Origin of the sequence: Roseovarius sp. A-2, from assembly GCF_002072155.1 — a bacterium.
In the GTDB taxonomy this organism is placed as follows: domain Bacteria; phylum Pseudomonadota; class Alphaproteobacteria; order Rhodobacterales; family Rhodobacteraceae; genus Roseovarius.
Genome location: NZ_BDIY01000014.1, coordinates 24,573 through 47,593 on the forward strand (window position 1 = coordinate 24,573; position 23,021 = coordinate 47,593).

Consider the following 23,021-nt stretch of genomic DNA (forward strand, 5'->3'; position numbering starts at 1 on the left):
CCTCCTGTTGTGCTATTCTAGCACAGGAATGCCGCGCGGGTCGTCCCCCGTCCTTGATCTTACGCAAATAGCCGGTAATAGGCCCAGTCCGGCAAAAACCGGGACAGGCGGAAGAGATAGCTGAACAGGCGTGGGAAATGGCGCTGAAAGGCGCTGTCATCGCACATCAATTCGAACATCTCCTGCGCCGCATCCTCGGGCGACATGAGGAACGGCATCTTGAAATTGTTCTTGTCGGTCAGCCGCGTCTTGATGAAGCCGGGATTGGCCAGCTGCACGCGCACGCCGGTGCGCCACAGATCGGCGCGCATCGATTCGGCGAGGTTCATCACCCCCGCCTTGGAGGCGGTGTAGCCGATCGCTCCCGGCAGGCCGCGAAACCCCGAGAGCGAGCCCGTGAGCACCACATGGCCCGCATCGCGCGCCACCATGCCGGGGATCACCGCGCCCAGCACACGCACCGCACCGGTGAAATTCACATCGGCCATGGCCGTCACCTCTCCGGCCTGCCATTCGGTCGCGGGCATCGGCCAGTAGACACCGGCGAGATAGACCAGACCGTCGACCGCGCCCACCTCGGCGGCGGCCTCGGTAACGCTGGCACCGTCGCGCGCATCCATCGCCACGGCGCGTGCGCGACCCGGCAGGCTCTGCACCAATTCTTCAAGCCGCTCGGCATTGCGGGCCGACACGATCACCTCGGCCCCCGCCGCGCTGATCTTGTGGGCAAGGGCCGCACCCAGCCCCTCGCTTGCGCCCACCAGCCAATAGCGTTTGCCCTGCCAGTCGGTCATGCCTCCACCCGGCGCATCGTTGCCACGAGTTCCGCCACCTTGACCCCGAACTTGCGAAACTGGCTACGGTTGACCACCACGCCACCCGGCGTGAGATACATCCAGTCGGTCACGCTGAGGACATGGCCGCCCGCCTGCTTGGGCAGGCGGATGCGATAGGAGAGCCGCGTGGCCGCGCCCATCTGCTGACCGCTGCCGGGGCCGACCAGATCATCGGCCTCTGCCCGGATACTGCCGTCATTGCCCAGTTCCAGCTGCCATTCGCGATCCTGGCTGTTGCCGCTGTCATAGTGGAAATGCTCGCGCATGATGCCGCGATTGCCCTGCCACTGCGCCTCGAATTCGCCGGTGAAGCGCGAGGCGACACGGCCCAACGGGCCATAGATCACGCCCTCGCATTTGATCGGGCCGTTGAGATGCTCGCGCAGGTCAAAGCGCGGTTCAAGCTGCGCGTAGTCCCGTGGGGTTTGTGCGGAAAACCCTGTGAGCCGCTCATTTAGCAGCGTCAGCGCCAGCATGATCGCGGCCCCCAGCAAGATGAAACCAAAAGCGTCCATCGGGTCAGTTCCTTTCCTCAATCGGTGTTCGGGCCAAGAGCGCAATGGCCATGAGTTTGAGCGCGCAGGGCAGCCCGCCATAGAGCAGGCTGAGCAGGCGCAGCGCACCCTCGTCGTTGTCCTGTCCCGCCGAAAACCCGCCCGCCTGCAACAGCGGCAAGAGGCCTACGGCGGCCAGCGCGAGGGTGAATTTCGACACGAAGGACCAAAGGCCAAAGCCTTCGGCGGCACCGGGCGAGATATCCGACAGGCGGTGCGCGAAGAGCGCGGGCAGCAGCGTCATGTCGGCGCCCACAGCCGCGCCCGACACGACGCAGATGATGCCGAAGGCCCAGAGATCTCCCGCGCCCAGCAGGATTGCCCAGGCAAAGGCCGCGATGGCCAGCACCATGGCGCCGAGCAGCACGCGCTTGGCCCCGTAGACCTCGGCCAGCTTACCCCAGACCGGCGCAGCCAGGGCGGCGGACAGGAAGAAGATAAGCAGGAACGGCCCCTCCCATCCCGGGGCCTGCAATCGGCTTTCGACAAAGAACAGAAAGAGCGTGGAACTGACCGCGACGGGGGCTGCGTTGAACAGCGCCACGATCAGCAACCGGCGCGCGGTTTGATCGCGCAGGACCGGGGCGAACCCGGTGCCGTCGGGAACATCCGCGGCCCCCCACTGCCCGGTCATGGCAAGGGCTGCGACTAGGGCGAGGGCGGCAAAACCCACCGCAAACCCGGTATAACCGCCAAGCGCCAGCGGGGCCACGGCGGCGGCGCAGATGCCCAGAAGCGCGCCGGTTTCGCGCCAGCGGGCGAGGCGCAGATGGCCCTGACCCGGCAGATACGCGGCGCTTGCCACGCCTTGGGCGTAAAAGCAGATGGTGAGGTAGCTGAAGGCGGAAAAGACCACGGTGAGCATGGCTGCAAACCACCAGAGCGGCGCAATCAACGGGGTCACGGCGAACAATCCAAGCATCGCCGCCGCCATTGCCACGACAGCCACCGCAACGCTCACTGCGCGGTGCCTGCGCAGCCGCGCGCTCAGCCGTCCAAGCAGCGGGTCCTGCACCACGTCGAGCAGGCGTAGCACGAAGAGCACCGAGCCGAGAGCGGCCAGCGAGAGGCCATATTCATCGACGTAAAACTTGGGCGCGTGAATATAGAGCGGCAGCCCCGCCGCGGCCAGAAGCGCGGCGAATACGGCGAAGCCGGGCAGTCGCGGGGCAATGCCCGGCGCGGATATGGTGGCGGCATGGCTCACCGGCTGATTTCGTCGGAGGGTGGCTGCGGCGGCGAGCGGAAGCGCGCGCCCTTCCACCACAGCTTGAGCGCCTGCCAGTGGATGAGGCCCAGTACCCGGCGCGAGCCGAACGGCCGACGCAGTGCGGCCATGATCATACCCCCGGTCGTAAGTGGCTTTCGCGGCCCGACCAGTGTGGCGATCATCCCGCCATTGCCGCCCGAGAAATCTATCCAGATGCCGATCCGGTCGGGCCGCAGATCAAAGCGGAATTCATAGCCGCCTTCGATCCGCAGGAAGGGCGAAACGTAAAAGATCTTGGTCGCATGGAGACGGTCCTGAGCTGTGATCGGTTCCAGATCATCGCGATGACACAGGTAGGAATGCCGCTCGCCATAAGTGTTGGACACCTCGGCGATGATCACCCGCACGTCATCTTGCGCGTCGCGGCAGATCCAGAACGAGACGGGGTTGAACACGTGCCCCAGCATGCGCGGCTGCGCCAACAGCTCGATCCGGTCGGGCGCGGGCAGGCCGCGTTCTGCCAGCGTCTCACGCACCCATGCCGCACCCCGCCCGTGCCCTGGCGCGCCGCCATGATCGCTGTCCCACAGCGAGACGGGCGCGCGGCGATTGCGGCCAAAGATCAACGGCGCATGCGGCTCTGCCTCGGCATCCAGAAGAACATAGTCGATCCCGTAGCGAAAGGCATTCTCGACCGCGCCCTTGCGCCCGTGCCAGGTGTGGCCCGCGATATGATCAACCCTGCTCATTCCGCCGCCATCGCCAGAGCGTCGCGGGCGCAGATCGCCTCGGCCACTTCCAGACCGCTCGACAGCCCGTCTTCGTGAAATCCGTGCCGCATCCACGCGCCGCAGAACCACGTGTTGCGCCGCCCGTTCATCGCCCGCACCCGGCCCTGTGCGGCGAGGGTGGCCATGTCATAGACCGGGTGGCGCAATGTCACCTGATCGTAGATCAGGTCCTCGCGGATGGGGCGCGTGGTGTTGAGGGTGACGAAATGCGGATCGTCCTGCGGGATCGGTTGCAGGCTGTTCATCCAGTAGGTGAGATCGATCTGGCCGGTGCGTTTGGCCTTTGCCTCGGTATAGTTCCAGGACGACCAGACCGCGCGCCGCCTGGGCATCACCGAGGCGTCGGCATGCAGCGTGATGTCATTGGGCTGATAGGTGATCGCCCCAAGATCGGCGCGCTCGATTTCGTCAGCATCGGACAGCAGGTGCAGCGCGTCGTCGCCATGGGCTGCGATCACCACCTCGTCGAACAGCTCCCAGTCACCGCCTGTCGCGCGGATCTTGACGCCATCCTCCAGACGGATGACCCCGTCCACGGGCGCGCCGAGGCGGATATCGACGCCCTTACTGCGCATCGCCTGCTCCAGCCGGTTGACATAGGCGACAGAACCGCCTTGAACCGTGAACCACTGATGCTGATCGTCAAAGCCCAGAAGACCGTGGTTCTTGAAAAACTGCACCATGGCATGGGCCGGGAAATCGAGGATCTTCTCGACCGGAGTTGACCAGATCGCTCCGGAAAAGGGCCGCAGGTAATAATCACGGAAATAGCGGCCAAGGCGCATTTTCTCGATCAGCCCGCCGATGGTCAGACCCGGCTCTGCCGAGGCGGCGAGTGCGCCCGCGTTGAAGCGGAAGACGTCGCGCAGCATGGCAAGAAAGCGCGGGTTGAGCGCGTTGCGCCTTTGTGCAAAGAACGCCGCCGCACCGTCGAGCCCGTATTCGAATGTCCCGCCCCTGATCGAGGCGCCAAAGCTCATGTTGCTCTTGACCACGGGCACGCCCAACCGGTCGAACAGCGCGGTCAGATGCGGATAGGTGGCATAGTTGAAGACGATAAAGCCGGTATCGACCGGGCGGTCGCCATGCTTGCCCGCGATGATGGTGCGGGCATGGCCGCCAAGGCGCGGCTCGGCCTCGAAAAGCACCACATTGTGAGAGGCTGAAAGGCGTTCCGCCGCGCCCATCCCCGAGATCCCCGCGCCGATTACGGCAATCCGCTTGCGCGCAATGGCGCCTGTTTCGAATGGCATGGATATGTTTACCTGCGTTCTGAGTGTTGCACAGACTTACGCGGCGGATCCGGAAACGGATTAGAAAGAAATCCGACCGGCCCGGTGATCCGATCCTTGCCTGCCCGCGTACAAGGTCCATGTACACCGATGCCACATCCATTGACGCGCCTGCGCCCTCGCCCGTGTCGGCGGCGCGTGGTAAGAGATGGCCTATCGCAGGCGAGATGGCAGGAACGGCAATCGTGACATCGAAGACCGGAACGAAAAGACAGGCGGAGAACGAGGAATGGGTGGCTTGCATCGCCCGTATCCGCGACGCTCAGGACGAGGCCGCCTTTGCCCGGCTGTTCGCGCATTTCGCGCCCCGCGTCAAAGCCTTCCTGATGCGCTCGGGCGCGGATGCGACACTGGCCGAGGAATGCACGCAGGAGGTGATGGCTGCCCTTTGGCAGAAGGCGCACATGTTCGACCCCGCGCGCGCCTCTGCCGCGACCTGGATCTTCACGATCGCGCGGAATCGCAAGATTGACGCGCTGCGCAAGCAAAAACGCCCCGAGCCCGAGGATCTGCCCTGGGGTCAGGACCCGGAACCGGACCAGGCCGATGTTCTGGCCCTGCAACAGGAAAGCGACCAATTGGGCGACGCCATCGCCGCCCTGCCCGAAAAACAGAGGGTGCTGATCGAAAAGGCGTATTTCGGCGATCTGAGCCATTCCGAGATCGCCGAGCAGACCGGGCTGCCGCTCGGCACGATCAAATCACGTATCAGACTGGCGCTGGACCGTTTGCGCCACGCAATGAAATGAAGTGAATGCCATGACCGAAACCATGATCAAACATCATCTGACCGACGCCCTGCTGATGGCCTATTCCGCAGGGACATTGCCCGAGGCGTTCAGCCTGACGGTGGCGACGCATATTTCGATGTGCGATGAGTGCCGCGCACGGCTCGCCTCGTTCGACACGGTGGGCGGCACCTTGCTGGACCGGTGCGAAAGTGTCGAGATGGGGGCCGACAGCCTTGCGGCGACGATGGCGCTCATCCGGGGTGGTGCGGCGGTCGAGAAACCTGCACCGCGCAGGGTGTCGCATGGCGTGCCCGCACCGCTGCGCGACTATATCGGCGGTGATCTGGACAGCGTGCGCTGGCGGCCCGTGGGCATGGGGGTCAAGCAGGCGATCCTGCCCACATCGCGCGATGCCACGGCGCGGCTGCTCTTTATTCCCGCCGGGGCCTCGGTGCCCGATCATGGCCATCGCGGCACCGAACTGACGCTGGTTTTGCAAGGCGCTTTCGTCGACGAGGTCGATCATTTCGGCCCCGGCGATATCGAGGTGGCGAACGAAGACCTGAACCACACCCCGGTAGCCGATATCGGCGCGGATTGCATCTGCCTTGCCGCGACAGACGCGCCGCTGCGTTTCCGGTCGATCATACCCCGCCTCGCACAGCCGTTCCTGCGCATCTGAGACCGGCCCTGCGGATCACCCGTCGGTCAGGATGCCGCTGACCTTGAGCGCGCGTTGTACATTGCCCTCGACCTTCAGCTTGCCCGACATGTAGGCCATGACCGGGTTTTGCGCGCCTGACAGGATGTTGCGGAACACCTCGTCGCTGGCCGACAGGACCACATCCGCCGCCTCGTCGCCCTGCGCGGCCCCGTATTCGGTCAGCATGACGGTGCCATGATCAGCGATGATCAGCTTGGCCACCCCCTTGATGCGCCCGCGCGCCCTGGGCGTGAGGGTGGTGATATAATCGTCGATGATCGTGGTCATGAAAGCGCTCCTTTGCGGCCGGATCATCCCGGTCGCGCGGACTGGTTCAAGCGGAACCTTGCGTCACGTCGCAGGCACGGCAAGAATACGACCACGCGCCATGTCGCAATCTGGCGCGCCACGCGCGCGGTATCTGCCACTCTTGTTGTAGGAGGAGGACCGCCGATGAACACCCATTACCGCGACACCCGCAAGATCGACCCGACGCGCGGGGCCACCCTGGGCGACAACACGCCCAACAATGCCGACCGGATCGAGATCGGGCCGACGCAACTGGCCTTTGCCGAATGGGCGGCGGCGGGGCTTGAGTTGCCCGACCTGCAGGAAATGCGCCGCTATCGCTGGGCGCGGCTGACGCAGCATATCGTTGACCGCGATTATGCGGGCCTTTTGATGTTCGACCCCTTGAACATCCGCTACGCCACTGACAGCACCAACATGCAGCTGTGGAACGCGCATAACCCGTTCCGCGCCGTGCTGCTCTGTGCCGACGGGCACATGGTGATGTGGGATTACAAGAACGCGCCGTTCCTGTCGTCGTTCAACCCGCTGGTGCGCGAGGTGCGCTCGGGTGCTGATCTGTTTTATTTCGACCGGGGCGACAAGGCGGACGTGGCCGCCGATGCCTTTGCGGGTGACGTGCGCGCGATCCTGGCCGAGCATGCGCCGGGCAACCGGCGGCTGGCGGTGGACAAGCCGATGGTGCATGGCTTGCGCGCGCTCGAGGTGCAGGGGCTGACGATGATGGAGGGCGAGGAGGTCACCGAGAAGGCGCGCAGCGTCAAGGGGCCAGATGAGATCCGCGCCATGCGCTGCGCGAGCCACGCCTGCGAGGCGGCAGTCGCCGAGATGGAGGCGTTCGCGCGCGCCAATGTGCCGCTCGGCCAGACCAGCGAGGATGACATCTGGGCGGTGCTGCATGCCGAGAACATCCGTCGTGGCGGTGAATGGATCGAGACGCGGCTTCTGGCCTCGGGGCCACGCACCAACCCGTGGTTTCAGGAATGCGGGCCGCGCATCGCGCAGAATAACGAGATCGTCAGTTTCGACACTGACCTCATAGGCAGCTACGGCATCTGCGTCGATATCTCGCGCAGCTGGTGGATCGGTGATGCACGCCCACGCCCCGACATGATCCACGCCATGCGCCATGCGGTCGAGCATATCCAGACCAACATGGAGATGCTCAGACCCGGCGTGATGATCCCCGAACTTAGCGCCAACACCCATGTTCTGGAGGACCGCTATCAGGCGCAGAAATACGGCTGTCTGATGCACGGCGTCGGGCTCTGCGATGAGTGGCCGCTGGTGGCCTATCCGGATCGCGCCGTGCCCGGCGCCTTTGATTATCCGCTGGAGGCCGGCATGGTGCTCTGCGTCGAGGCGCTGGTGGGCGAGGTGGGGGGCGATTTCTCGATCAAGCTGGAGGATCAGGTTCTCATCACCGAGGACGGGTACGAGAACCTGACGCGCTATCCGTTCGACGCGGCGCTGATGGGCGACTGACCCCGGTCAGCGTGAGCGGCGCACATTGCCGTGCCAATCCTCATGGGCGGGCGCGGCGGCGGTCGTGTTGCTCGGTTCCGGCGCGGGACTTGAGGCGAGGATCGCCACAAGCAGCGCCAGAAGGCCAAGCCCCAGAGCAAAGCGGGGCATGTGACCGGGGCGGGAGGCGGGGGTGAGATGGATATCGTGTGGCATCGTGCTGTCCTTTGTATGGTGGGTACAGGACAAGAGGTAGGCATGCGCCTTTCATCATGAAAACGAATGTTTATGATCTATGACATCACGTTTCGTGATTTTACCTGTTGTGTGGGGTCAACTCACTTCGCGCAGCGTCGCCGGACCGTCCAACCCGGGGTGATAACGGCACACGCGGTCACGCCCGGCGTGCTTGGCCTGATATAGCGCCCGGTCGGCCTGCTGGATCGCCTGATCCATGTCTCCACCCGCTTGCACCGGCGCAACACCGAAACTCGCGGTCAGCGACAGGCTGCGCTCTCCCACGTAGATGGCGCTCGAACGCACCCGGTCGGCGAGGCGGTCTGCGATCCTGCCGCCCTGTTTCATGTCGACCCCCGGCAGCACGATCACGAATTCCTCGCCCCCGAACCGTGCGACGAGGTCCGTGCCCCGGCAATTGCTGGCCAGGATGGTCGCGAACTGGCGCAGGGCTTGATCGCCCGCGAAATGGCCATGGCAATCGTTGAACCCTTTGAAATGGTCGATATCCGCGACGATCACCGCGCAGGGCTGGCCTTCGAGCGCGGCCACGGCCTCGTGAAAGCTGGCCCGCGTACGCACGCCGGTCAGCAGATCGTGATGCAGCGCGTGTTCCAGCCGCGCGCTGAGATCATGCACGGCCCGCAGGCGTCGCGCGACGATCCAGCCGATCGGTGCAGCGATCATAATTGCCATAACGGACCCCGGAAAAAGCGTCGGTGCCACAAGCTCGGGCGGGAGCATCAGGGGGCGCAGCGCTGTGCTGATCGCCAGAACGATCAGTGCCATCGCCACGGTGAAGCGGATTTGATCTCCTCGCGTTTGGACCTGCCAAAGCATGGGCACCCCTTTCCTTCAACCCCGGTCCAGGATGGCGCGCAACCGTTAATGCCCGGTGGCTGCTGCCCTGCGAAATGCGCAGGATTTGAAGAAATTGCGACAAACCCTCACCTTCGCGTGACGCCTTCCGGCGGGGGGTAGCGATGCGTCGGGCGGTTGCCTAGTCTCAGGACAACGCGATTTGCAAGAGGACCTGCCATGCCCACCGAACGCCTCACCTTCACCGGACATTCCGGCGACGATCTCGTCGCGCGGCTCGATCTGCCGGAGGGGCCGCATCTCGCGACCGCACTTTTTGCGCATTGCTTTACCTGCTCCAAGGACATTCCCGCCGCCCGGCGCATCGCCGCGCGACTGGCAGGTGCAGGCATCGCGGTGCTGCGCTTCGATTTCACCGGGCTGGGCCATTCAGGGGGCGAGTTCGAGAACACCTCCTTTACCTCGAATGTGCGCGATCTGGAGTTGGCCGCCGAGGCGCTTTCCGCGCGCGATATGGCCCCGCGCCTGCTGATCGGGCATAGCCTGGGCGGTGCGGCGGTGCTCGCGGCGGCGGGCAAGATCGACAGCGTGCGCGCCGTCGCCACCATCGGTGCCCCCTTCGATCCCAGCCATGTGACGCATAATTTCGACGGCGCGCTGGAGCAGATCGAGGCCGATGGCGTGGCCGAGGTCACGCTTGGCGGGCGACCCATCCGGATCGGCAAATCCTTTGTCGAGGATGTGCGCGCCGAGAACCTCGGCGAGCGGATCGCGCATTTGCGCCGCGCGCTCCTCGTCATGCATGCCACGCGCGACGCGACCGTCGGGATCGAAAACGCCGCCGAGATCTTCAAGGCGGCCAAACACCCCAAAAGCTTTGTCACGCTCGACGATGCCGATCACCTGATCAGCAATCCCGAGGATGCCGAATATGCCGCGCAGGTGATCGCGGCCTGGGCCACGCGGTATCTCGACCTTTCGCCGCCGGCCCCCCCGCCTGGCGCGCCCGAAGGCGTGGTTCGCGTCTCCGAGGCCGATGCGGAGGGGTTTTTGCAGGATGTGAACGCGGGCCCCGGCCATCACATGCTGGCCGACGAGCCCTCGGCCTATGGCGGCACCGATCGCGGCATGTCGCCCTATGGCTTTCTCGCCGCAGGGCTGGGGGCCTGTACCTCGATGACCATCCGCATGTATGCCCGCCGCAAGGGCTGGCCGCTGGATCACGTCAGCGTCGATGTCTGCCACGACAAGGTGCACGCGCAGGATGCCGACAGCCGCAGCGACGCCAAGGCCGACAAGTTCACCCGCGTGGTGCGGCTCGAGGGCGATCTGACTGCGGAGCAGCGCGACAAGCTGATGGAGATCGCCGACAAATGCCCGGTGCACCGCACATTGGAGCGGTCCTCGATCGTCGAGACGCGGGCAGGGTAGCGGGCAGGGCTATTCCAGCGTTGCGATCACGCTGCGCAGGGTCGCGATGCCAGAGCCTTTCTCACTCGATGTGAGAATCAGTTCGGGATAGGCCGCCGGATGCGGCGCCAGCTTGCCGCGGACCTGCTCCAGCACCTTTTCGCGGGCGCTCTCGCTGATCTTGTCGGTTTTGGTCAGCACGCATTGAAAGGTCACGGCAGAGCTGTCGAGCAGCGTCATGATCTCTTCGTCCACCGGCTTGATCCCGTGGCGGGCATCGACCAGTACGAAGGCGCGGCGCAGGGTCTGGCGGCCCGACAGATACTGCTTGAGCAGCGCCTGCCATTTGCGCACCACATCGAGCGGCGCGTTGGCATAGCCATAGCCGGGCAGGTCGACCAGGTAGCGGCTGTCGCCCAAGGTGAAATAGTTGATCTCCTGCGTGCGCCCCGGCGTGTTCGAGGCCCGCGCCAGCGCTTTGCGTCCGGTCAGCGCATTGATGAGCGTCGACTTGCCCACGTTCGAGCGCCCGGCGAAGCAGACCTCCAGCCGGTCGGCGGGGGGCAGGCCTGACATCGCCACCACGCCCTTGAGAAAATCGACCGGCCCGGCGAAGAGCTTGCGGCCCTGCTCGGCGCTGGCCGGGTCGGGGGCCTCGGCTTCGGGAAAATGCATCTGCATCACAGCACCTCTATCGGGGCGCCGACGGCGATGGCACCGGTCCGGGTGACCTCGGCATAGATGCCGAAATCCTGATGGTTCCAATTGGCGTTGAGCGCGCCCAACGTGTCGAGATCGCGCGCGCCGGTGGCCGGGTTGGCGGTGGTCGCCATGCAGCGCCGGATCGGCTCGCGCACCTGCAATTCCGCGTCACCGATGCGCAGCGTCCGCCCCACTAGATCGAACTCTGCCCAGGGCGCCAGCCCATCGAGATGGATGTTGCAGCGCCAGCGCAGCGGCGACACCTCGGCCCCCATGCGCGCCGCCAGATCGGCGTTGGACGCAAGGTTGAGCAGGCTCACCGACGGGTAATCCGTATCCGTCACCCCGCGCCCTTCGAGCCGGAAAAACCGCAGCGATTGCGCACGGTTGTCCGGCATCAGCGGCCGCACCCAATCGAGAAACGCCTGGTTGTCGCGGTCAGGATCAAACGTCAGGTCGGGCCGGTCGGGATGGCTCAGCGTCACCAGACCCGCCGTCTCGTCCACTCGCGCGTTGATCGCCATCAGCGCCGGGGCCTTGGCCCCGATGGAGAAATTGGTGCACGGGGCCCATTCGCCTTCGGTCAGGCGCGCCAGTTCATGCGCCACGGCCCAAAGCCTGTCCCATGGCATGGCCTGCCCTGCGGCAAGGGTGACATCGGTCAGCGCCTCGCGCCCGTGCCCCTTGATAGGGTGCCGCCAGAGGGCGCTGACCCGTGTCATCACTTCTTCTTGCCCGTATCCGGGGCCGCCTTGTCCCGCTTGAAGCCGGACATGATGTTGCCGAACACGTCCGGCTTGTAGCCCTGGCTGCGCATGATCAGGTATTGCTGCGTGAAGGTGATCAAGTTGTTCGCGATCCAGTAGACCACAAGGCCGCTGGCAAAGCTGCCCAGCATGAACATGAAGACCCAGGGCATCCAGGCAAAGATCATCTTTTGCGTCGGATCGGTCGGCGACGGATTCAGCTTTTGCTGCAGCCACATCGACACGCCAAGGCAGAGCGGCAGGATACCGATGAAGATCAGAGCCGTGATCGAGCCCGGTTCCGGCGCGGCCCAGGGCAGGATGCCCCAGAGATTGTAGAGCGACGACGGGTCAGGCGCCGACAGGTCGTTGATCCAACCGATCCAGGATGCGTGCCGCAATTCCAGCGTGACGAAGATCACCTTGTAGAGCGAAAAGAAAATCGGGATCTGCAACAGGATCGGCAGACAGCCCGAGGCCGGGTTGACCTTTTCCTTCTTGTAGAGCGCCATCATCTCCTGCTGGAGCTTCTGACGGTCGTCGCCGGCGCTCTCCTTGATCTTCTCCATCTCCGGCTGAAGCTCTTTCATCTTCGCCATCGAGACGTAGGATTTAAAGGCCAGCGGCAGCAGGATGACTTTGATCAGCAGGGTCAGGCCGATGATCGCCCAGCCCATGTTGCCGATAAGCGCGTTGAGCCAGTGCAGAACCGCAAAGATCGGCTTGGTCAGGAAAAAGAACCAGCCCCAGTCGATCGAGTCGAGAAAACCTTGGACGCCTTCCTCGTTTTCGTAGTTGCGGATGATGGCCCATTCCTTGGCCCCGGCAAACAGCCGGGTTTCGGCGACCGAGGTCTCGCCTGGGGCGAGGCTGCGCGTCGCCTGCACCGTCTCGGTCTGGAAAATGCCGCGCTGCGGGTCGTATTTGGTGACCGCCTTGAACGGGTTGCCTTGCTCGGGGATCAGCGCGGTCATCCAGTAGTGATCGGTGAACCCGATCCAGCCATTCTCGGTGACCTGCGTGACCTCGGCAGGCGCGCCTTCGCGCGGGTTGAATTCGTATTCCTCGACATCGTCATAGTCGATTTCCGCGAGCGTGCCGTCGGCCATGCCGACGATGCCCTCGTGCAGGATGAAGAAATTCTTCAGATCATCCGGCCGCCCGTGCCGCGCGAGAATGCCGTAAGGCGCAAGGCTCACCTCGCTCTCGCCGGTGTTCTCGACACTCTGACGCACCGAGAACATGAAGTCCTCATCGACGCTCAACTCGCGGCGAAAGATCAGGCCCGCGCCGTTGTCCCAGACCAGCGTGACGGGGTTATCGGGCGTCAGGGTCTCGCCGCTCTCGACCTGCCAGAGCGTGTTGGCTCCGGGTACATTGTCGATGGTCAGGCCCGCGCCGGGGGCCCAGCCATAGAGCGCATAATAAGGCGTTTCGCTGCCAACGGGCGACAGCAGGCGCACGATCTCGGAGGAGGGGTCGATGGTCTCATGATAGGTCTTGAGCAGCAACTCGTCGATCCGCCCGCCCTGTAGCGAGACCGTGCCGGTCAGGCTTGGCGTCTCGATGTCGAGCCGCGGGGCGTCGGGGGTTTCGGCGGTCTCGGTGCCGGTGGCTGCCGCACCTGCGGTGCTGGCCGGGGCATCCGCCGACGGTGTGGAAGGGGTCAGTTCTCCGTCGGTCGCGGTAATCGGCGCGTTGGGATCGGTCGGCGCGGTGTCCGGTGGCGGAAACATCACGAACCAGACAAGGATCACGAGAAAGCTGAGCGCCGTCGCGAGTATGAGGTTCTTGTTCTGATCATCCATATCCGGGGGCCGTCCGTCTGTTATCTGTCCCGCGCGTTCAACAGAGTGCGGCCCCAAAGGTCAAGCGGATTCCGTTGTTTTGCAGGCGGGCGCGAGGATTCGCCGCCTCTGCGTGGCGGGGCCCGTTTCGCGGTCACGCTAGCGCCGCGAGGATGGACCGGGGTCATGGACAAGCAAGGTAGAGGGTCCGCGACGGGCCGCCTCTTCGAGCGTCACCGTGAGGCCGTCGAGCAGCGCGGTGCCGGACCGGGTGCGCCCTGCCGGGGCAAGGCAAAGGGCCAATGATGCGGTCGGATGAAGTGGGGAATCCTCGGTAAAAACCTGTTCTTTCACAATGGCTTGGAACCTGAGACCAAGGGTGGGAAGCGCCGATTCGCCGAGGCCGGGTACCGGGGCGAGGAGGAGGGCGATCTGGCCCTCCGACAGATCGAAAATCCGGTCGTCGGGGCGGATCGACTGGCGCAGGCGTGTTAGGGTCAGCGGGGTGATCTGCGCAGGCGTGATCCGCAGCAGGATGCAGGCGAAATCATGGCCTGAGTTCAGGGGCTTATCCAGTTCCCGGTCAAGCGCGCGGCGCAGGTCCGTGGCGGCATCGCCGGTGCGCCGTCGATCCTGCGAGAGCGGGATAAGACCAAGACAAACAAAGGGTAAGGCAAAGACCAGCGCCTGTGCCCCGAACCACGACAGGGCCAGCGCCACGGCCAGCAGAAAGACGAAGGCCGCAGGCAGATACGCCCGAATTATCCCAGATTTACCCAACAGGTGTGACATCTTTCCCCTCGTTGGGGCGTAGCATGGCAGGCAAAGGTTAACGAAGCTTGGGCAAGCCTTCGGGATTTCCGTCGGATTTTAGCGGCTCTGTGCTCAGCCCCGCGAAATCAAACAGCTTGGGGTCGAGCAGATGCGAGGGCCGGGCGTTCATCAGCGCGCGAAACATCACCTGACGGCGGCCCGGCGAATTGGCCTCCCACCCGTCGAGGATCTGCTTCACCTGCTGGCGTTGCAACCCGTCTTGGCTTCCGCACAGATCGCAGGGAATGATCGGGTAATTCATCGCCCGCGCGAACCGCTCGCAATCGGCCTCGGCGACATGGGCGAGGGGGCGGTAGAGAAACAGATCGCCCTCCTCGTTCACCAGCTTGGGCGGCATCGTGGCCAGCCGCCCGCCGTGAAAGAGGTTCATGAAGAACGTCTCAAGGATATCGTCGCGGTGATGGCCGAGCACGACCGCCGTACACCCCTCCTCGCGCGCGATGCGGTAGAGATTGCCCCGCCGCAAACGGGAGCAAAGCGCGCAATAGGTGCGCCCCTGCGGCACCTTGTCGACGACGATGGAATAGGTGTCCTGATACTCGATCCGGTGCGGCACGCCACGCTGTTGCAGGAATTCGGGCAGGACGGTGGCGGGAAATCCGGGCTGCCCCTGATCGAGATTGCAGGCCAGCAACTCCACCGGCAGGAGGCCGCGCCATTGCAACTCGTGCAGCACGGCGAGCAGCGTGTAACTGTCCTTGCCGCCCGACAGACAGACCAGCCATTTGCCGCCCGGCTCAACCATGCCGTACTGCTCCACCGCCTCGCGCGTGTGCCGCACGATGCGCTTGCGCAGCTTCTTGAACTCGGTGCTGGCGGGGGCCCCGTGAAAGAGCGGATGGATATCGTCGGTCTCGTCAAGCATGGGCTGGCTTTAGGGGGTTTGAGGGGGGCAGGCAAGGGTTTGGGGGGGGGATGGCAAGAGGGCGGTTGGGTTCGGCGCGCGGTGCAGACCTATACCTCCGGTGCAGAATATCATGTTCGGATGAGAGGGACAGGAGTGATAAGTTTGGGTTAAGAAGTGATGGGTAGGCAGGTAAGAAGAATGAAAAAACTGAATCTCAAAAGGGCTCAAAAAAGGGCTGACGCGCGAGAACAGGCGAAGGCTCCCAGAGGAAGAGCGGGTCAAATCAAGTGCCATATTTCTCGTGTCTGGCGTTACCCGAAGCTAATCTATCCAGCTTTAGTAGTGGCTGCCGGAACTTTTGCATATGTTTTGGGGTTACCAAAACTGATTGGAGACTTTGGCGATTATTATCCGAAAGCCACCAAATATGTGGAGGAGTTATTTTATTCTCCGTCGGAATGGTCAGGAATTTTCGACGCGTTTCCAGAAGGAAGAGTGGATATTAACGACTTGAGATTATCTAGCCCCGTGAAGGCTGCCTTAGAGCTGGAGGTGTATGATGGGAACAAACTTGATGGCCGAATTTGGTGGCAGGGCTCTTGCGATCTTGGCATGCCTCACAAAGGCATTCTAATTAGTGGTGACATTGAGTTTGGCGGAAGTACAGCAAACGTTGAAGTCTTTGATTTCTCTCAGGGCCGCCGTGTTTCATTCTTCACGGGAAAATTAGAAAATCACGAGTCAATTATACAATTTTCTGAATTTCCCGCCGATACCGGCTTGAATGGAAGCAGAATCGCCAAGAACCCGTTGCCAAGCCAGCTTAAGGACTGGGGTGAGCCTTACTGTGCATGGTTTTTAGACTTAATGAGGCAAACGCAATAATGAATGGAGCGTTCAAGCAACGCTTTCGTTTATCGGTTTAATATACTTGTCCCGGGGTCGGTTTGTTTGACCTTTCCACTGAGGCTGCCCTAAGCGCGGCGGTTGCCCCTCAACTCCCCCCACCCCCATCAATCAACGCCGCAATAATCGCCTTGGCGCTCTCGCTGTCCCAATGGGCGTCGCCTTGCAGGCGGGCGATCTCATTTCCCTCCGGGTCGAGTATCACCGTGATGGGCAGGCCGAAGACGCCCATTTGACGCGCGAGCGCGCTTTTGGGGTCGCGGTGGAGGGGCAGGTTGTCGACGCCGATCTCGTCAAAGAACGCCTTCATCGCCGGGGGCGGGTTGCGGCCGGTGGCGATGGTGACGACGGCGAAGTCCTCGCCGCCCATCTGCGCCTGAAGGTTCGACAGCATCGGCATTTCCACCCGGCAGGGCGCGCACCATGTGGCCCAGAAATTGAGCACGATATGCTTGCCCTGATAGTCGGCAAGCGTGGCGGTGGCACCGTCCTCGCGCTCGAATTCCACCTGCGGCGCGGGCTTGGGCGCGGAATGGAACATCAGTTTCTTCATGTCCCCCTCGCGCAGCGCGTTGAGCGCGGCTGTATCGGCCACTGCGGCGTTTGCACCGAGGGCGAGGGCCATATAAAGGACGATCTGACGAATGGTTTTCATAAATCCCTCCGAAGGGCAAAAGACATGACTGACACGACCTCGAACCAGATGTGGGGCGGCCGCTTTGCCGCCGGGCCGGATGCGATCATGGAGGCAATTAATGCCTCGATCTCATTCGACAAGCGGATGGCGGCGCAGGATATCGCCGGGTCGCGTGCCCATGCCGCCATGCTGGCCGCCACGGGTATCGTCAGTGATAAGGATGCCGAGGCGATGAGGGAAGGGCTTCTCACGGTCTTGTCAGAAATTGAAGGCGGGGAGTTCGAGTTTTCGACGGCGCTGGAGGATATTCACATGAATGTCGAGGCACGGTTGAAGGCGTTGGTGGGGGAGCCCGCCGGGCGGCTGCATACCGGGCGGAGCCGCAATGATCAGGTGGCGACGGATTTTCGGCTCTGGGTGCGGGATCAACTGGATGCCGCCGATGGGGCGCTGGTGGCGCTGATGCGCGCGTTGGTCGCACAGGCCGAGGCGGGGGCGGAGTGGGTGATGCCCGGCTTCACCCATCTGCAGACCGCACAGCCGGTCACATGGGGCCATCACATGATGGCCTATGTCGAGATGTTCGGGCGCGACCTGAGCCGGGTGCGCGATGCGCGCGCGCGGATGAACGAATGCCCCTTGGGCGCGGCTGCGCTGGCCGGAACCAGCTTTCCGATTGACCGCGAGATGACGGCGCGGGCGTTGGGGTTTGACCGGCCCTGCGCCAATTCCCTCGATGCGGTGAGCGATCGGGATTTCGCGCTGGAGTTCCTCGGCATGGCGAGCATCTGCGCCATGCATCTCAGTCGCTTTGCCGAGGAACTGGTGATCTGGTCCTCGGCGCAGTTCCGGTTCGTGGCGCTGTCGGACCGGTTCTCGACCGGGTCGAGCATCATGCCGCAAAAGAAGAACCCCGACGCGGCGGAGCTGATCCGCGCCAAGGTGGGACGGATCTTCGGGGCCAATGTGGCGCTGATGATGGTGATGAAGGGGCTGCCGCTGGCCTATTCCAAGGACATGCAGGAGGACAAGGAACAGGTATTCGATGCCGCCGACAACCTGATGCTGGCGCTGGCGGCTATGGAGGGGATGGTGCGCGATATGCAGGCACAAACCGACAATCTGGAGGCTGCCGCCGGGTCGGGCTTTTCCACCGCGACGGATCTGGCGGATTGGTTGGTGCGGGTTGCGGGCATGCCGTTTCGCGAGGCGCATCATGTGACCGGTGCACTGGTGGCCCGCGCCGAGGCCAAGGGCTGTGACCTGCCGGACCTGAGCCTTGACGAGATGAAGCAAGTGCATGGCGAAATCGACGCGTCGGTCTATGATGTGCTGGGTGTGCATAATTCGGTGGCGTCAAGGATGAGCTATGGCGGCACCGCCCCCGAACAAGTGCGCACGCAGGTGGCACGGTGGAAGGAGCGTCTGGCATGATGAGAGCAATTTTGGTCGGTCTCGGTCTCATGGCCCTTCTGGGCTGCGGCGTGGATGGCGAGCCGGTGCGGCCGTCGGTCAACACCACGGTGAGCGCGGGCAGCGGCGGCGTGCATACGCGCGTCGGCACCGGGGTGCGCGTGGGTGGCGTCAACCTTGGTGTGGGGCTGGGCCTGTGAGATGGGTGTTCGCGGCGCTGGCCGTCTGGGGGGCCGTGCATCCGGTGTATTATTCTCTCGCGTGGTTTCGCGAGAACGGCTTTGACCTTGGCGGCATGGTCGACGCCTGGCACGTGAATGCGGCGAGTTCGGGGTTGGTCTGGGCCCTGACCATCGCGGCGCTGGCACTGACCGTCTGGGTGCTGGTCGAGGTGCTGCGGCACCGGCATTGGACGGGGCTGATCGCGATTCCGGCGTCCTTCTCCATCGGGGTAAGCTGTGGCTTGCCGCTCTACCTTTTTCTGCGGATGCCGCGAGAGGTGTAAGGGCCGGATTTGAGTATTTTTGGAACGATGAAACGGGGCGGGAGCGCGCGTGGATCATTTTCTCTATCGTGACGGCGTGTTGCATGCCGAGAATGTGCCGCTGACGGAGATCGCCCGCGCGGTGGGCACGCCGTTCTACTGCTATTCCACCGCGACGCTGGTGCGGCATTTCCGGCTGTTCGACGAGGCGCTGGCGGGAACAGAGCATCTGGTCTGCTATGCCATGAAGGCGGCGAGCAATCAGGCCATTCTGCGCACATTGGCGGGGCTGGGCGCGGGGATGGATGTGGTGTCGGGCGGGGAATACCTGCGTGCGCGGGCGGCGGGCGTGCCAGGAGAGCGCATCGTCTTTTCCGGCGTCGGCAAAACCCGGGATGAGATGCGTCTGGCGCTGGAGGGCGGCATCCGGCAGTTCAATGTCGAGAGCGAGCCCGAGATGCGCGCGCTGAGCGAGGAGGCGGTGAGCCTGGGGGTCGTGGCCCCCATCACCGTGCGGGTCAATCCGGATGTGGACGCGAAAACCCATGCCAAGATTGCCACCGGCAAGAGCGAGAACAAGTTCGGCATTCCCATATCGCGCGCCCGCGCGGTCTATGCCGAGGCCGCCGCCCTGCCGGGGCTGGAAGTGATCGGCATCGACGTGCATATCGGCAGCCAACTGACCGAGTTGGAGCCGTTCCGCCAAGCCTATCAGAAGGTGGCCGACCTGACGGAGAAATTGCGCGCCGAGGGGCATGATATTCGCCGGCTCGACCTTGGGGGTGGCCTTGGTATTCCTTATACCCGCTCGAACGAGGCACCGCCGCTGCCCACCGAATACGGCGCGCTAATTCGCGAGACATTGGGCCATCTGGGCTGCGAGATCGAGATCGAACCGGGGCGGCTGGTGGCCGGGAATGCCGGGATTTTAGTCAGCAAAGTGATCTATGTGAAAGAAGGCGAAGGCCGCGATTTCCTGATCCTCGATGCCGCGATGAACGATCTGATCCGCCCGGCCATGTATGACGCCCATCACGATATCATTCCCGTGGTCGAACCGGCCCCGGGTGTCGAGCAGAGCGCCTATGACGTGGTCGGCCCGGTCTGCGAATCGGGCGATACTTTTGCCAAGGGGCGGATGTTGCCGCCTCTGCGCGAGGACGATCTGGTGGCGTTTCGCAGTGCCGGGGCCTATGGCGCGGTGATGTCGAGCGAGTACAATACGCGCCCCCTGATCCCCGAGGTTCTGGTCAATGGGCGTGACTTTGCCGTGATCCGGGCGCGCCCGACCTTTGACGAAATGATAAATCGCGATACCATCCCCGAATGGCTCTGACGCGATACCCGCGTCTGACCCAAGAGAGGCGTGGCCCATGGCAAAGACGCGAAAGCCCCTGAACGACGTGACGGCGCGGCTGCGGCGGCCCTTGGCGCTGACCTGGGCCGGGCTGACCGCCGAGCGGCTGGTGCGCGCCTTCTGGCCGGTTTGGAGCCTTTTGGCGGGTGCGGCGGCGCTCGCCATGCTGGGCGTGCAGGATATCGCAAGCGTCGAGTCGGTCTGGGCTGCTGTGCTGCTGTGCGGTCTGGCGCTGGTGGTCTTTGCCGCGCGGGGGGTCACGCGGTTCCGTTTTCCGACCTGGGCCGAGGCACTGGCGCGGCTGGATGCGACGTTGCCGGGGCGGCCGCTGGCGGCGTTGGCCGACACACAGGCGGTGGGCGCGCAGGATACCGGGTCACAGGCGCTGTGGCGGGCGCATCAGGCGCGGATGGCGGCGCGCGCGGCTGGGGCAAAGGCGGTCGAGCCCGATCTGCGCCTGTCGCGGCAGGATCCGTTCGGATTGCGTTACGTGGCGCTTCTGGGGCTGGTGGTGGCGTTGCTCTTCGGCTCGGTCTGGCGGGCAGGCTCGGTGGCCGAGATGGTGCCCGGTGCGGGCGGCGGCGCGGCGCTCGCCTCTGGCCCGACATGGGAAGGCTGGATCGAGCCGCCCGCCTATACCGGGTTGCCGAGCCTTTACCTGGCCGATCAGTCAGGGCAGATTCGCGTGCCCGAGGGCAGCGAGATCACTCTTCGGTTCTACGGCGAGGTCGGCGCGCTCAGCCTGAATGAGACGGTCTCGGGCCGGGCCGGTGACGTGCCGCTCGCGACTGGGACGGAACAGGAATTCACCATTGCGCAGGATGGCGAGATGCGTATCGACGGCCCCGGTGGCCGCAGCTGGCAGGTCGAGGCGATCGCCGATGCCGCGCCTGACGTTCGGATCCTGGAGAACGAGGCCAAGACCGCTTTTGACGGTCAGATGAGCCAGCCCTTCGAGGCGCGCGACGATTATGGCGTGGTGGCCGGAGGGGCTGTCTTCGAACTGGACATGGACCGCATTAACCGGCGCCACGGGCTCAGCACCGAGCCGGAGCCGCGCCAGGCCATTCGGCTCGACCTGCCGATGCCGCTTGCGGGGGATCGCAGTGAGTTTACCGAGACACTGATCGAAAACCTTTCCGAGCATCCATGGGCGCATCTGCCGGTGACTTTGCGCTTGCGGGTCGAGGATGCGGCGGGGCAGGAGGGGCTGTCAAAGCCGGTCGAGATGGACCTGCCCGCGCGGCGGTTTTTCAACCCGATGGCGGCAGCAGTGATCGAACAGCGGCGCGATCTGCTGTGGTCGCGCGACAATGCGACCCGGGTGGCGCAGGTGCTGCGGGCGGTGTCCTACAAGCCGCGCGAGGGGCTTTTCCGGTCCGAGAAGGCCTATCTGCGGCTGCGGGTGATCCTGCGGCAGCTTGAGGCGATGACCGACAGTGGGGACGGGCTGAACGGCGACGAGCGCGACGAGATCGCGCAGGCGCTGTGGGATCTGGGCGTGCTGCTGGAAGACGGGGATGTGGGCGACGCGCTGGAGCGGATGCGCGCCGCGCAGGAACGCCTGAGCGAGGCGATGAAGAACGGCGCCAGCGAGGAGGAAATCGCCCGGCTGATGCAGGACTTGCGCGACGCCACGCAGGATTACCTGCGCCAGAAGATGCAGCAGGCGCAGCGCGAGGACCCCGAGAACAGCGGCGATCAGCAGAGCGCCGAGAACATGATGCAGATGAACAGCCAGGATCTGCAGGACATGATGGACCGCATTCAGGAACTGATGGAGCAAGGCCGCTTTGCCGAGGCGCAGCAGGCTCTGGAAGAGTTCCAGCAGATGATGGAGAACATGCAGGTCACCCAAGGCCAGGGCCAGCAGGGCCAGTCGCCGGGGCAACAGGCGATGGAGGGCCTGGCCGAGACGCTGCGCGAGCAGCAAGGCCTGTCGGATCAGGCGTTCCGCGATTTGCAGGAACAGTTCAACCCCGGCGCACAATCCGGGCAATCGCAGAGCAATGAGGGCCAGAGCGGCGGCGAGGGCCGGGGCCAGAGCCATGAGAGCCAGCCCGGGCAGGGCGGTCAGGGTGGCCAGCAACAGGGTCAGGGCGGTGAAGGTCAGGAGCGCGCTGACGATCAGGGCCAAGGCGGGCAGCAGGGGGCCGAAGGCGAACTGGCTGACCGGCAAGAGGCGCTGCGCCGTGAACTGGAGCGGCAGCGGCAGGGCCTGCCGGGGCTCGGTGGCGAGGCCGGCGAGGCCGCGCGCGATGCACTGGAACGGGCCGAACGTGCGATGGAAGGGGCCGAGGAGGCGCTGCGCAACGACGATCTCGCGGGGGCCATCGACGACCAGGCCGACGCCATGGAGGCACTGCGCGAAGGTATGCGCAACATGGGCGAGGCGATGGCCAACGAACAAAACCCGGGCGGGCAGGGCGATCAGCAGGGCGCGCCGGGGCAGGCGCAGGCCGATCCCTTGGGCCGCGAGGCCGGGCAGGGGCGACGCGCGGGCACGCAGGACAATCTCTTGCAGGGCGAGGATGTCTATCGCCGGGCCCGCGATCTGCTGGACGAAATCCGGCGGCGCTCGGGCGAGGGCGACCGGCCAGACGTGGAACGCGACTATCTCGAACGGTTGCTGGATCGGTTCTGAGCCCGGTTCTGAGCGGGGTGGGAAGGCCTTTGCAAAAGGCCTTCGCCCGTGGCTGACGGTGCTTTGAATTGGTGAGAGATGGGTGCTTGGTTTGGGATTTATCTGGCTCTGCCGCATCCCGTGCGAGACGCTCTGAGCGTGCCGCGCAATCGTCATGCCGAAGGCATGCCTCTGGCATGACGCCGTCCTGCGGCATCTTCTGGCGAGGCGCAATGTTCGCTTCAGGCCATTAATACCGACAGCTGCAACCCGGTATGACGCAACAGCCGGGCAGGGACGGGTTATATTTCGCGTGTGTCGCGAACGTC

24 protein-coding genes are annotated in these 23,021 nt (G+C 64.2%); 10 read left to right on the forward strand and 14 right to left on the reverse strand.

The genetic code is table 11. The features are described 5' to 3' along the window. Nucleotides 1–59: 59 nt before the first annotated feature. Genes BHD06_RS14850 through BHD06_RS14870 form a run of 5 tightly spaced genes read right to left on the reverse strand, consistent with a single transcriptional unit; the run spans nucleotide 60 to nucleotide 4,644 of the window. Complete coding sequence (locus BHD06_RS14850; RefSeq protein WP_080457759.1) at nucleotides 60–794, reverse strand: SDR family oxidoreductase; 735 nt, start codon at nucleotides 792–794, stop codon at nucleotides 60–62. Continuing rightward, the gene (locus BHD06_RS14855; protein WP_080457760.1) at nucleotides 791–1,351 is read right to left on the reverse strand and encodes a DUF3833 family protein; all 561 of its coding nucleotides are present in this window, start codon (nucleotides 1,349–1,351) and stop codon (nucleotides 791–793) included. Before BHD06_RS14855 ends, BHD06_RS14850 begins: the two co-directional genes overlap by 4 nt. 4 nt (nucleotides 1,352–1,355) lie before the next feature. Next, nucleotides 1,356–2,597, reverse strand: a complete 1,242-nt coding sequence (locus BHD06_RS14860; RefSeq protein ID WP_254892435.1) for an MFS transporter — start codon at nucleotides 2,595–2,597, stop codon at nucleotides 1,356–1,358. Continuing rightward, nucleotides 2,594–3,349, reverse strand: coding sequence for a DUF1365 domain-containing protein (locus BHD06_RS14865; RefSeq protein WP_080457761.1), 756 nt, complete (start codon nucleotides 3,347–3,349; stop codon nucleotides 2,594–2,596). Before BHD06_RS14865 ends, BHD06_RS14860 begins: the two co-directional genes overlap by 4 nt. Further along, nucleotides 3,346–4,644, reverse strand: a complete 1,299-nt coding sequence (locus BHD06_RS14870; protein ID WP_080457762.1) for an NAD(P)/FAD-dependent oxidoreductase — start codon at nucleotides 4,642–4,644, stop codon at nucleotides 3,346–3,348. Before BHD06_RS14870 ends, BHD06_RS14865 begins: the two co-directional genes overlap by 4 nt. 206 nt (nucleotides 4,645–4,850) lie before the next feature. On the opposite strand from BHD06_RS14870, the gene BHD06_RS14875 reads away from it, so the two are divergent. Both BHD06_RS14875 and BHD06_RS14880 read left to right on the forward strand, forming a co-directional pair. Continuing rightward, nucleotides 4,851–5,432, forward strand: coding sequence for a sigma-70 family RNA polymerase sigma factor (locus BHD06_RS14875; RefSeq protein ID WP_217805678.1), 582 nt, complete (start codon nucleotides 4,851–4,853; stop codon nucleotides 5,430–5,432). 10 nt (nucleotides 5,433–5,442) lie between these two features. After that, on the forward strand, nucleotides 5,443–6,096 hold the full coding sequence (locus BHD06_RS14880) for a ChrR family anti-sigma-E factor (RefSeq protein WP_080457828.1): 654 nt from the start codon (nucleotides 5,443–5,445) through the stop codon (nucleotides 6,094–6,096). A gap of 15 nt (nucleotides 6,097–6,111) precedes the next feature. On the opposite strand, the gene BHD06_RS14885 is transcribed toward BHD06_RS14880, so the two are convergent. After that, nucleotides 6,112–6,405, reverse strand: coding sequence for an SCP2 sterol-binding domain-containing protein (locus BHD06_RS14885; protein ID WP_080457764.1), 294 nt, complete (start codon nucleotides 6,403–6,405; stop codon nucleotides 6,112–6,114). A 165-nt stretch (nucleotides 6,406–6,570) separates the two neighbouring features. Here BHD06_RS14885 and dddP point away from each other — a divergent pair, with 165 nt between their 5' ends. Further along, complete coding sequence (dddP, locus tag BHD06_RS14890; protein WP_080457765.1) at nucleotides 6,571–7,911, forward strand: dimethylsulfonioproprionate lyase DddP; 1,341 nt, start codon at nucleotides 6,571–6,573, stop codon at nucleotides 7,909–7,911. 6 nt (nucleotides 7,912–7,917) lie between these two features. On the opposite strand, the gene BHD06_RS14895 is transcribed toward dddP, so the two are convergent. Further along, nucleotides 7,918–8,106 carry a hypothetical protein gene (locus tag BHD06_RS14895; RefSeq protein ID WP_080457766.1) on the reverse strand — a complete coding sequence of 63 codons (189 nt, stop codon included), beginning with the start codon at nucleotides 8,104–8,106 and terminating at the stop codon, nucleotides 7,918–7,920. A 117-nt stretch (nucleotides 8,107–8,223) separates the two neighbouring features. Then, nucleotides 8,224–8,967 (reverse strand): GGDEF domain-containing protein, encoded by a 744-nt coding sequence (locus tag BHD06_RS14900; RefSeq protein WP_080457767.1) that lies wholly within the window; start codon nucleotides 8,965–8,967, stop codon nucleotides 8,224–8,226. A gap of 198 nt (nucleotides 8,968–9,165) precedes the next feature. Here BHD06_RS14900 and BHD06_RS14905 point away from each other — a divergent pair, with 198 nt between their 5' ends. Beyond that, the gene (locus tag BHD06_RS14905) at nucleotides 9,166–10,377 is read left to right on the forward strand and encodes a bifunctional alpha/beta hydrolase/OsmC family protein (RefSeq protein ID WP_080457768.1); all 1,212 of its coding nucleotides are present in this window, start codon (nucleotides 9,166–9,168) and stop codon (nucleotides 10,375–10,377) included. 9 nt (nucleotides 10,378–10,386) lie between these two features. Here the strand turns inward: BHD06_RS14905 and yihA are convergent, their stop codons facing one another. From yihA to ttcA, 5 genes are all read right to left on the reverse strand, one after another. Beyond that, a complete protein-coding gene (gene yihA / locus BHD06_RS14910; RefSeq protein ID WP_080457769.1) occupies nucleotides 10,387–11,037 on the reverse strand; it encodes a ribosome biogenesis GTP-binding protein YihA/YsxC in 651 nt (216 codons plus the stop codon). Further along, complete coding sequence (locus BHD06_RS14915) at nucleotides 11,037–11,780, reverse strand: MOSC domain-containing protein (RefSeq protein ID WP_080457770.1); 744 nt, start codon at nucleotides 11,778–11,780, stop codon at nucleotides 11,037–11,039. Before BHD06_RS14915 ends, yihA begins: the two co-directional genes overlap by 1 nt. Continuing rightward, nucleotides 11,780–13,612, reverse strand: coding sequence for a membrane protein insertase YidC (gene yidC / locus BHD06_RS14920; RefSeq protein ID WP_080457771.1), 1,833 nt, complete (start codon nucleotides 13,610–13,612; stop codon nucleotides 11,780–11,782). The genes BHD06_RS14915 and yidC overlap by 1 nt, the downstream gene beginning before the upstream one ends. A gap of 138 nt (nucleotides 13,613–13,750) precedes the next feature. After that, nucleotides 13,751–14,383: a hypothetical protein gene (locus BHD06_RS14925; protein WP_080457772.1), complete on the reverse strand. Its 633-nt coding sequence runs from the start codon at nucleotides 14,381–14,383 to the stop codon at nucleotides 13,751–13,753. 37 nt (nucleotides 14,384–14,420) lie between these two features. Next, on the reverse strand, nucleotides 14,421–15,290 hold the full coding sequence (gene ttcA / locus BHD06_RS14930) for a tRNA 2-thiocytidine(32) synthetase TtcA (protein WP_080457773.1): 870 nt from the start codon (nucleotides 15,288–15,290) through the stop codon (nucleotides 14,421–14,423). A gap of 180 nt (nucleotides 15,291–15,470) precedes the next feature. Here ttcA and BHD06_RS23090 point away from each other — a divergent pair, with 180 nt between their 5' ends. Next, nucleotides 15,471–16,157: a hypothetical protein gene (locus BHD06_RS23090; RefSeq protein ID WP_139784753.1), complete on the forward strand. Its 687-nt coding sequence runs from the start codon at nucleotides 15,471–15,473 to the stop codon at nucleotides 16,155–16,157. A 109-nt stretch (nucleotides 16,158–16,266) separates the two neighbouring features. Here the strand turns inward: BHD06_RS23090 and BHD06_RS14935 are convergent, their stop codons facing one another. Then, nucleotides 16,267–16,833 (reverse strand): TlpA disulfide reductase family protein, encoded by a 567-nt coding sequence (locus BHD06_RS14935; RefSeq protein ID WP_080457774.1) that lies wholly within the window; start codon nucleotides 16,831–16,833, stop codon nucleotides 16,267–16,269. A gap of 24 nt (nucleotides 16,834–16,857) precedes the next feature. Here BHD06_RS14935 and argH point away from each other — a divergent pair, with 24 nt between their 5' ends. From argH to BHD06_RS14955, 5 genes are read left to right on the forward strand one after another with little or no spacing between them, the layout of a single operon-like run. Then, complete coding sequence (gene argH / locus BHD06_RS14940; protein ID WP_080457775.1) at nucleotides 16,858–18,249, forward strand: argininosuccinate lyase; 1,392 nt, start codon at nucleotides 16,858–16,860, stop codon at nucleotides 18,247–18,249. Continuing rightward, nucleotides 18,246–18,428 carry an argininosuccinate lyase gene (locus tag BHD06_RS24380; protein WP_254892436.1) on the forward strand — a complete coding sequence of 61 codons (183 nt, stop codon included), beginning with the start codon at nucleotides 18,246–18,248 and terminating at the stop codon, nucleotides 18,426–18,428. Before argH ends, BHD06_RS24380 begins: the two co-directional genes overlap by 4 nt. Continuing rightward, nucleotides 18,425–18,733, forward strand: coding sequence for a DUF2834 domain-containing protein (locus BHD06_RS24385; protein WP_254892437.1), 309 nt, complete (start codon nucleotides 18,425–18,427; stop codon nucleotides 18,731–18,733). Before BHD06_RS24380 ends, BHD06_RS24385 begins: the two co-directional genes overlap by 4 nt. Nucleotides 18,734–18,782: 49 nt before the next feature. Further along, nucleotides 18,783–20,048: a diaminopimelate decarboxylase gene (lysA, locus tag BHD06_RS14950; protein ID WP_080457777.1), complete on the forward strand. Its 1,266-nt coding sequence runs from the start codon at nucleotides 18,783–18,785 to the stop codon at nucleotides 20,046–20,048. 37 nt (nucleotides 20,049–20,085) lie between these two features. Next, entirely contained in the window at nucleotides 20,086–22,713 is a 2,628-nt protein-coding gene (locus BHD06_RS14955) for a TIGR02302 family protein (protein ID WP_080457778.1), read from the forward strand. Nucleotides 22,714–23,021: the final 308 nt, after the last annotated feature.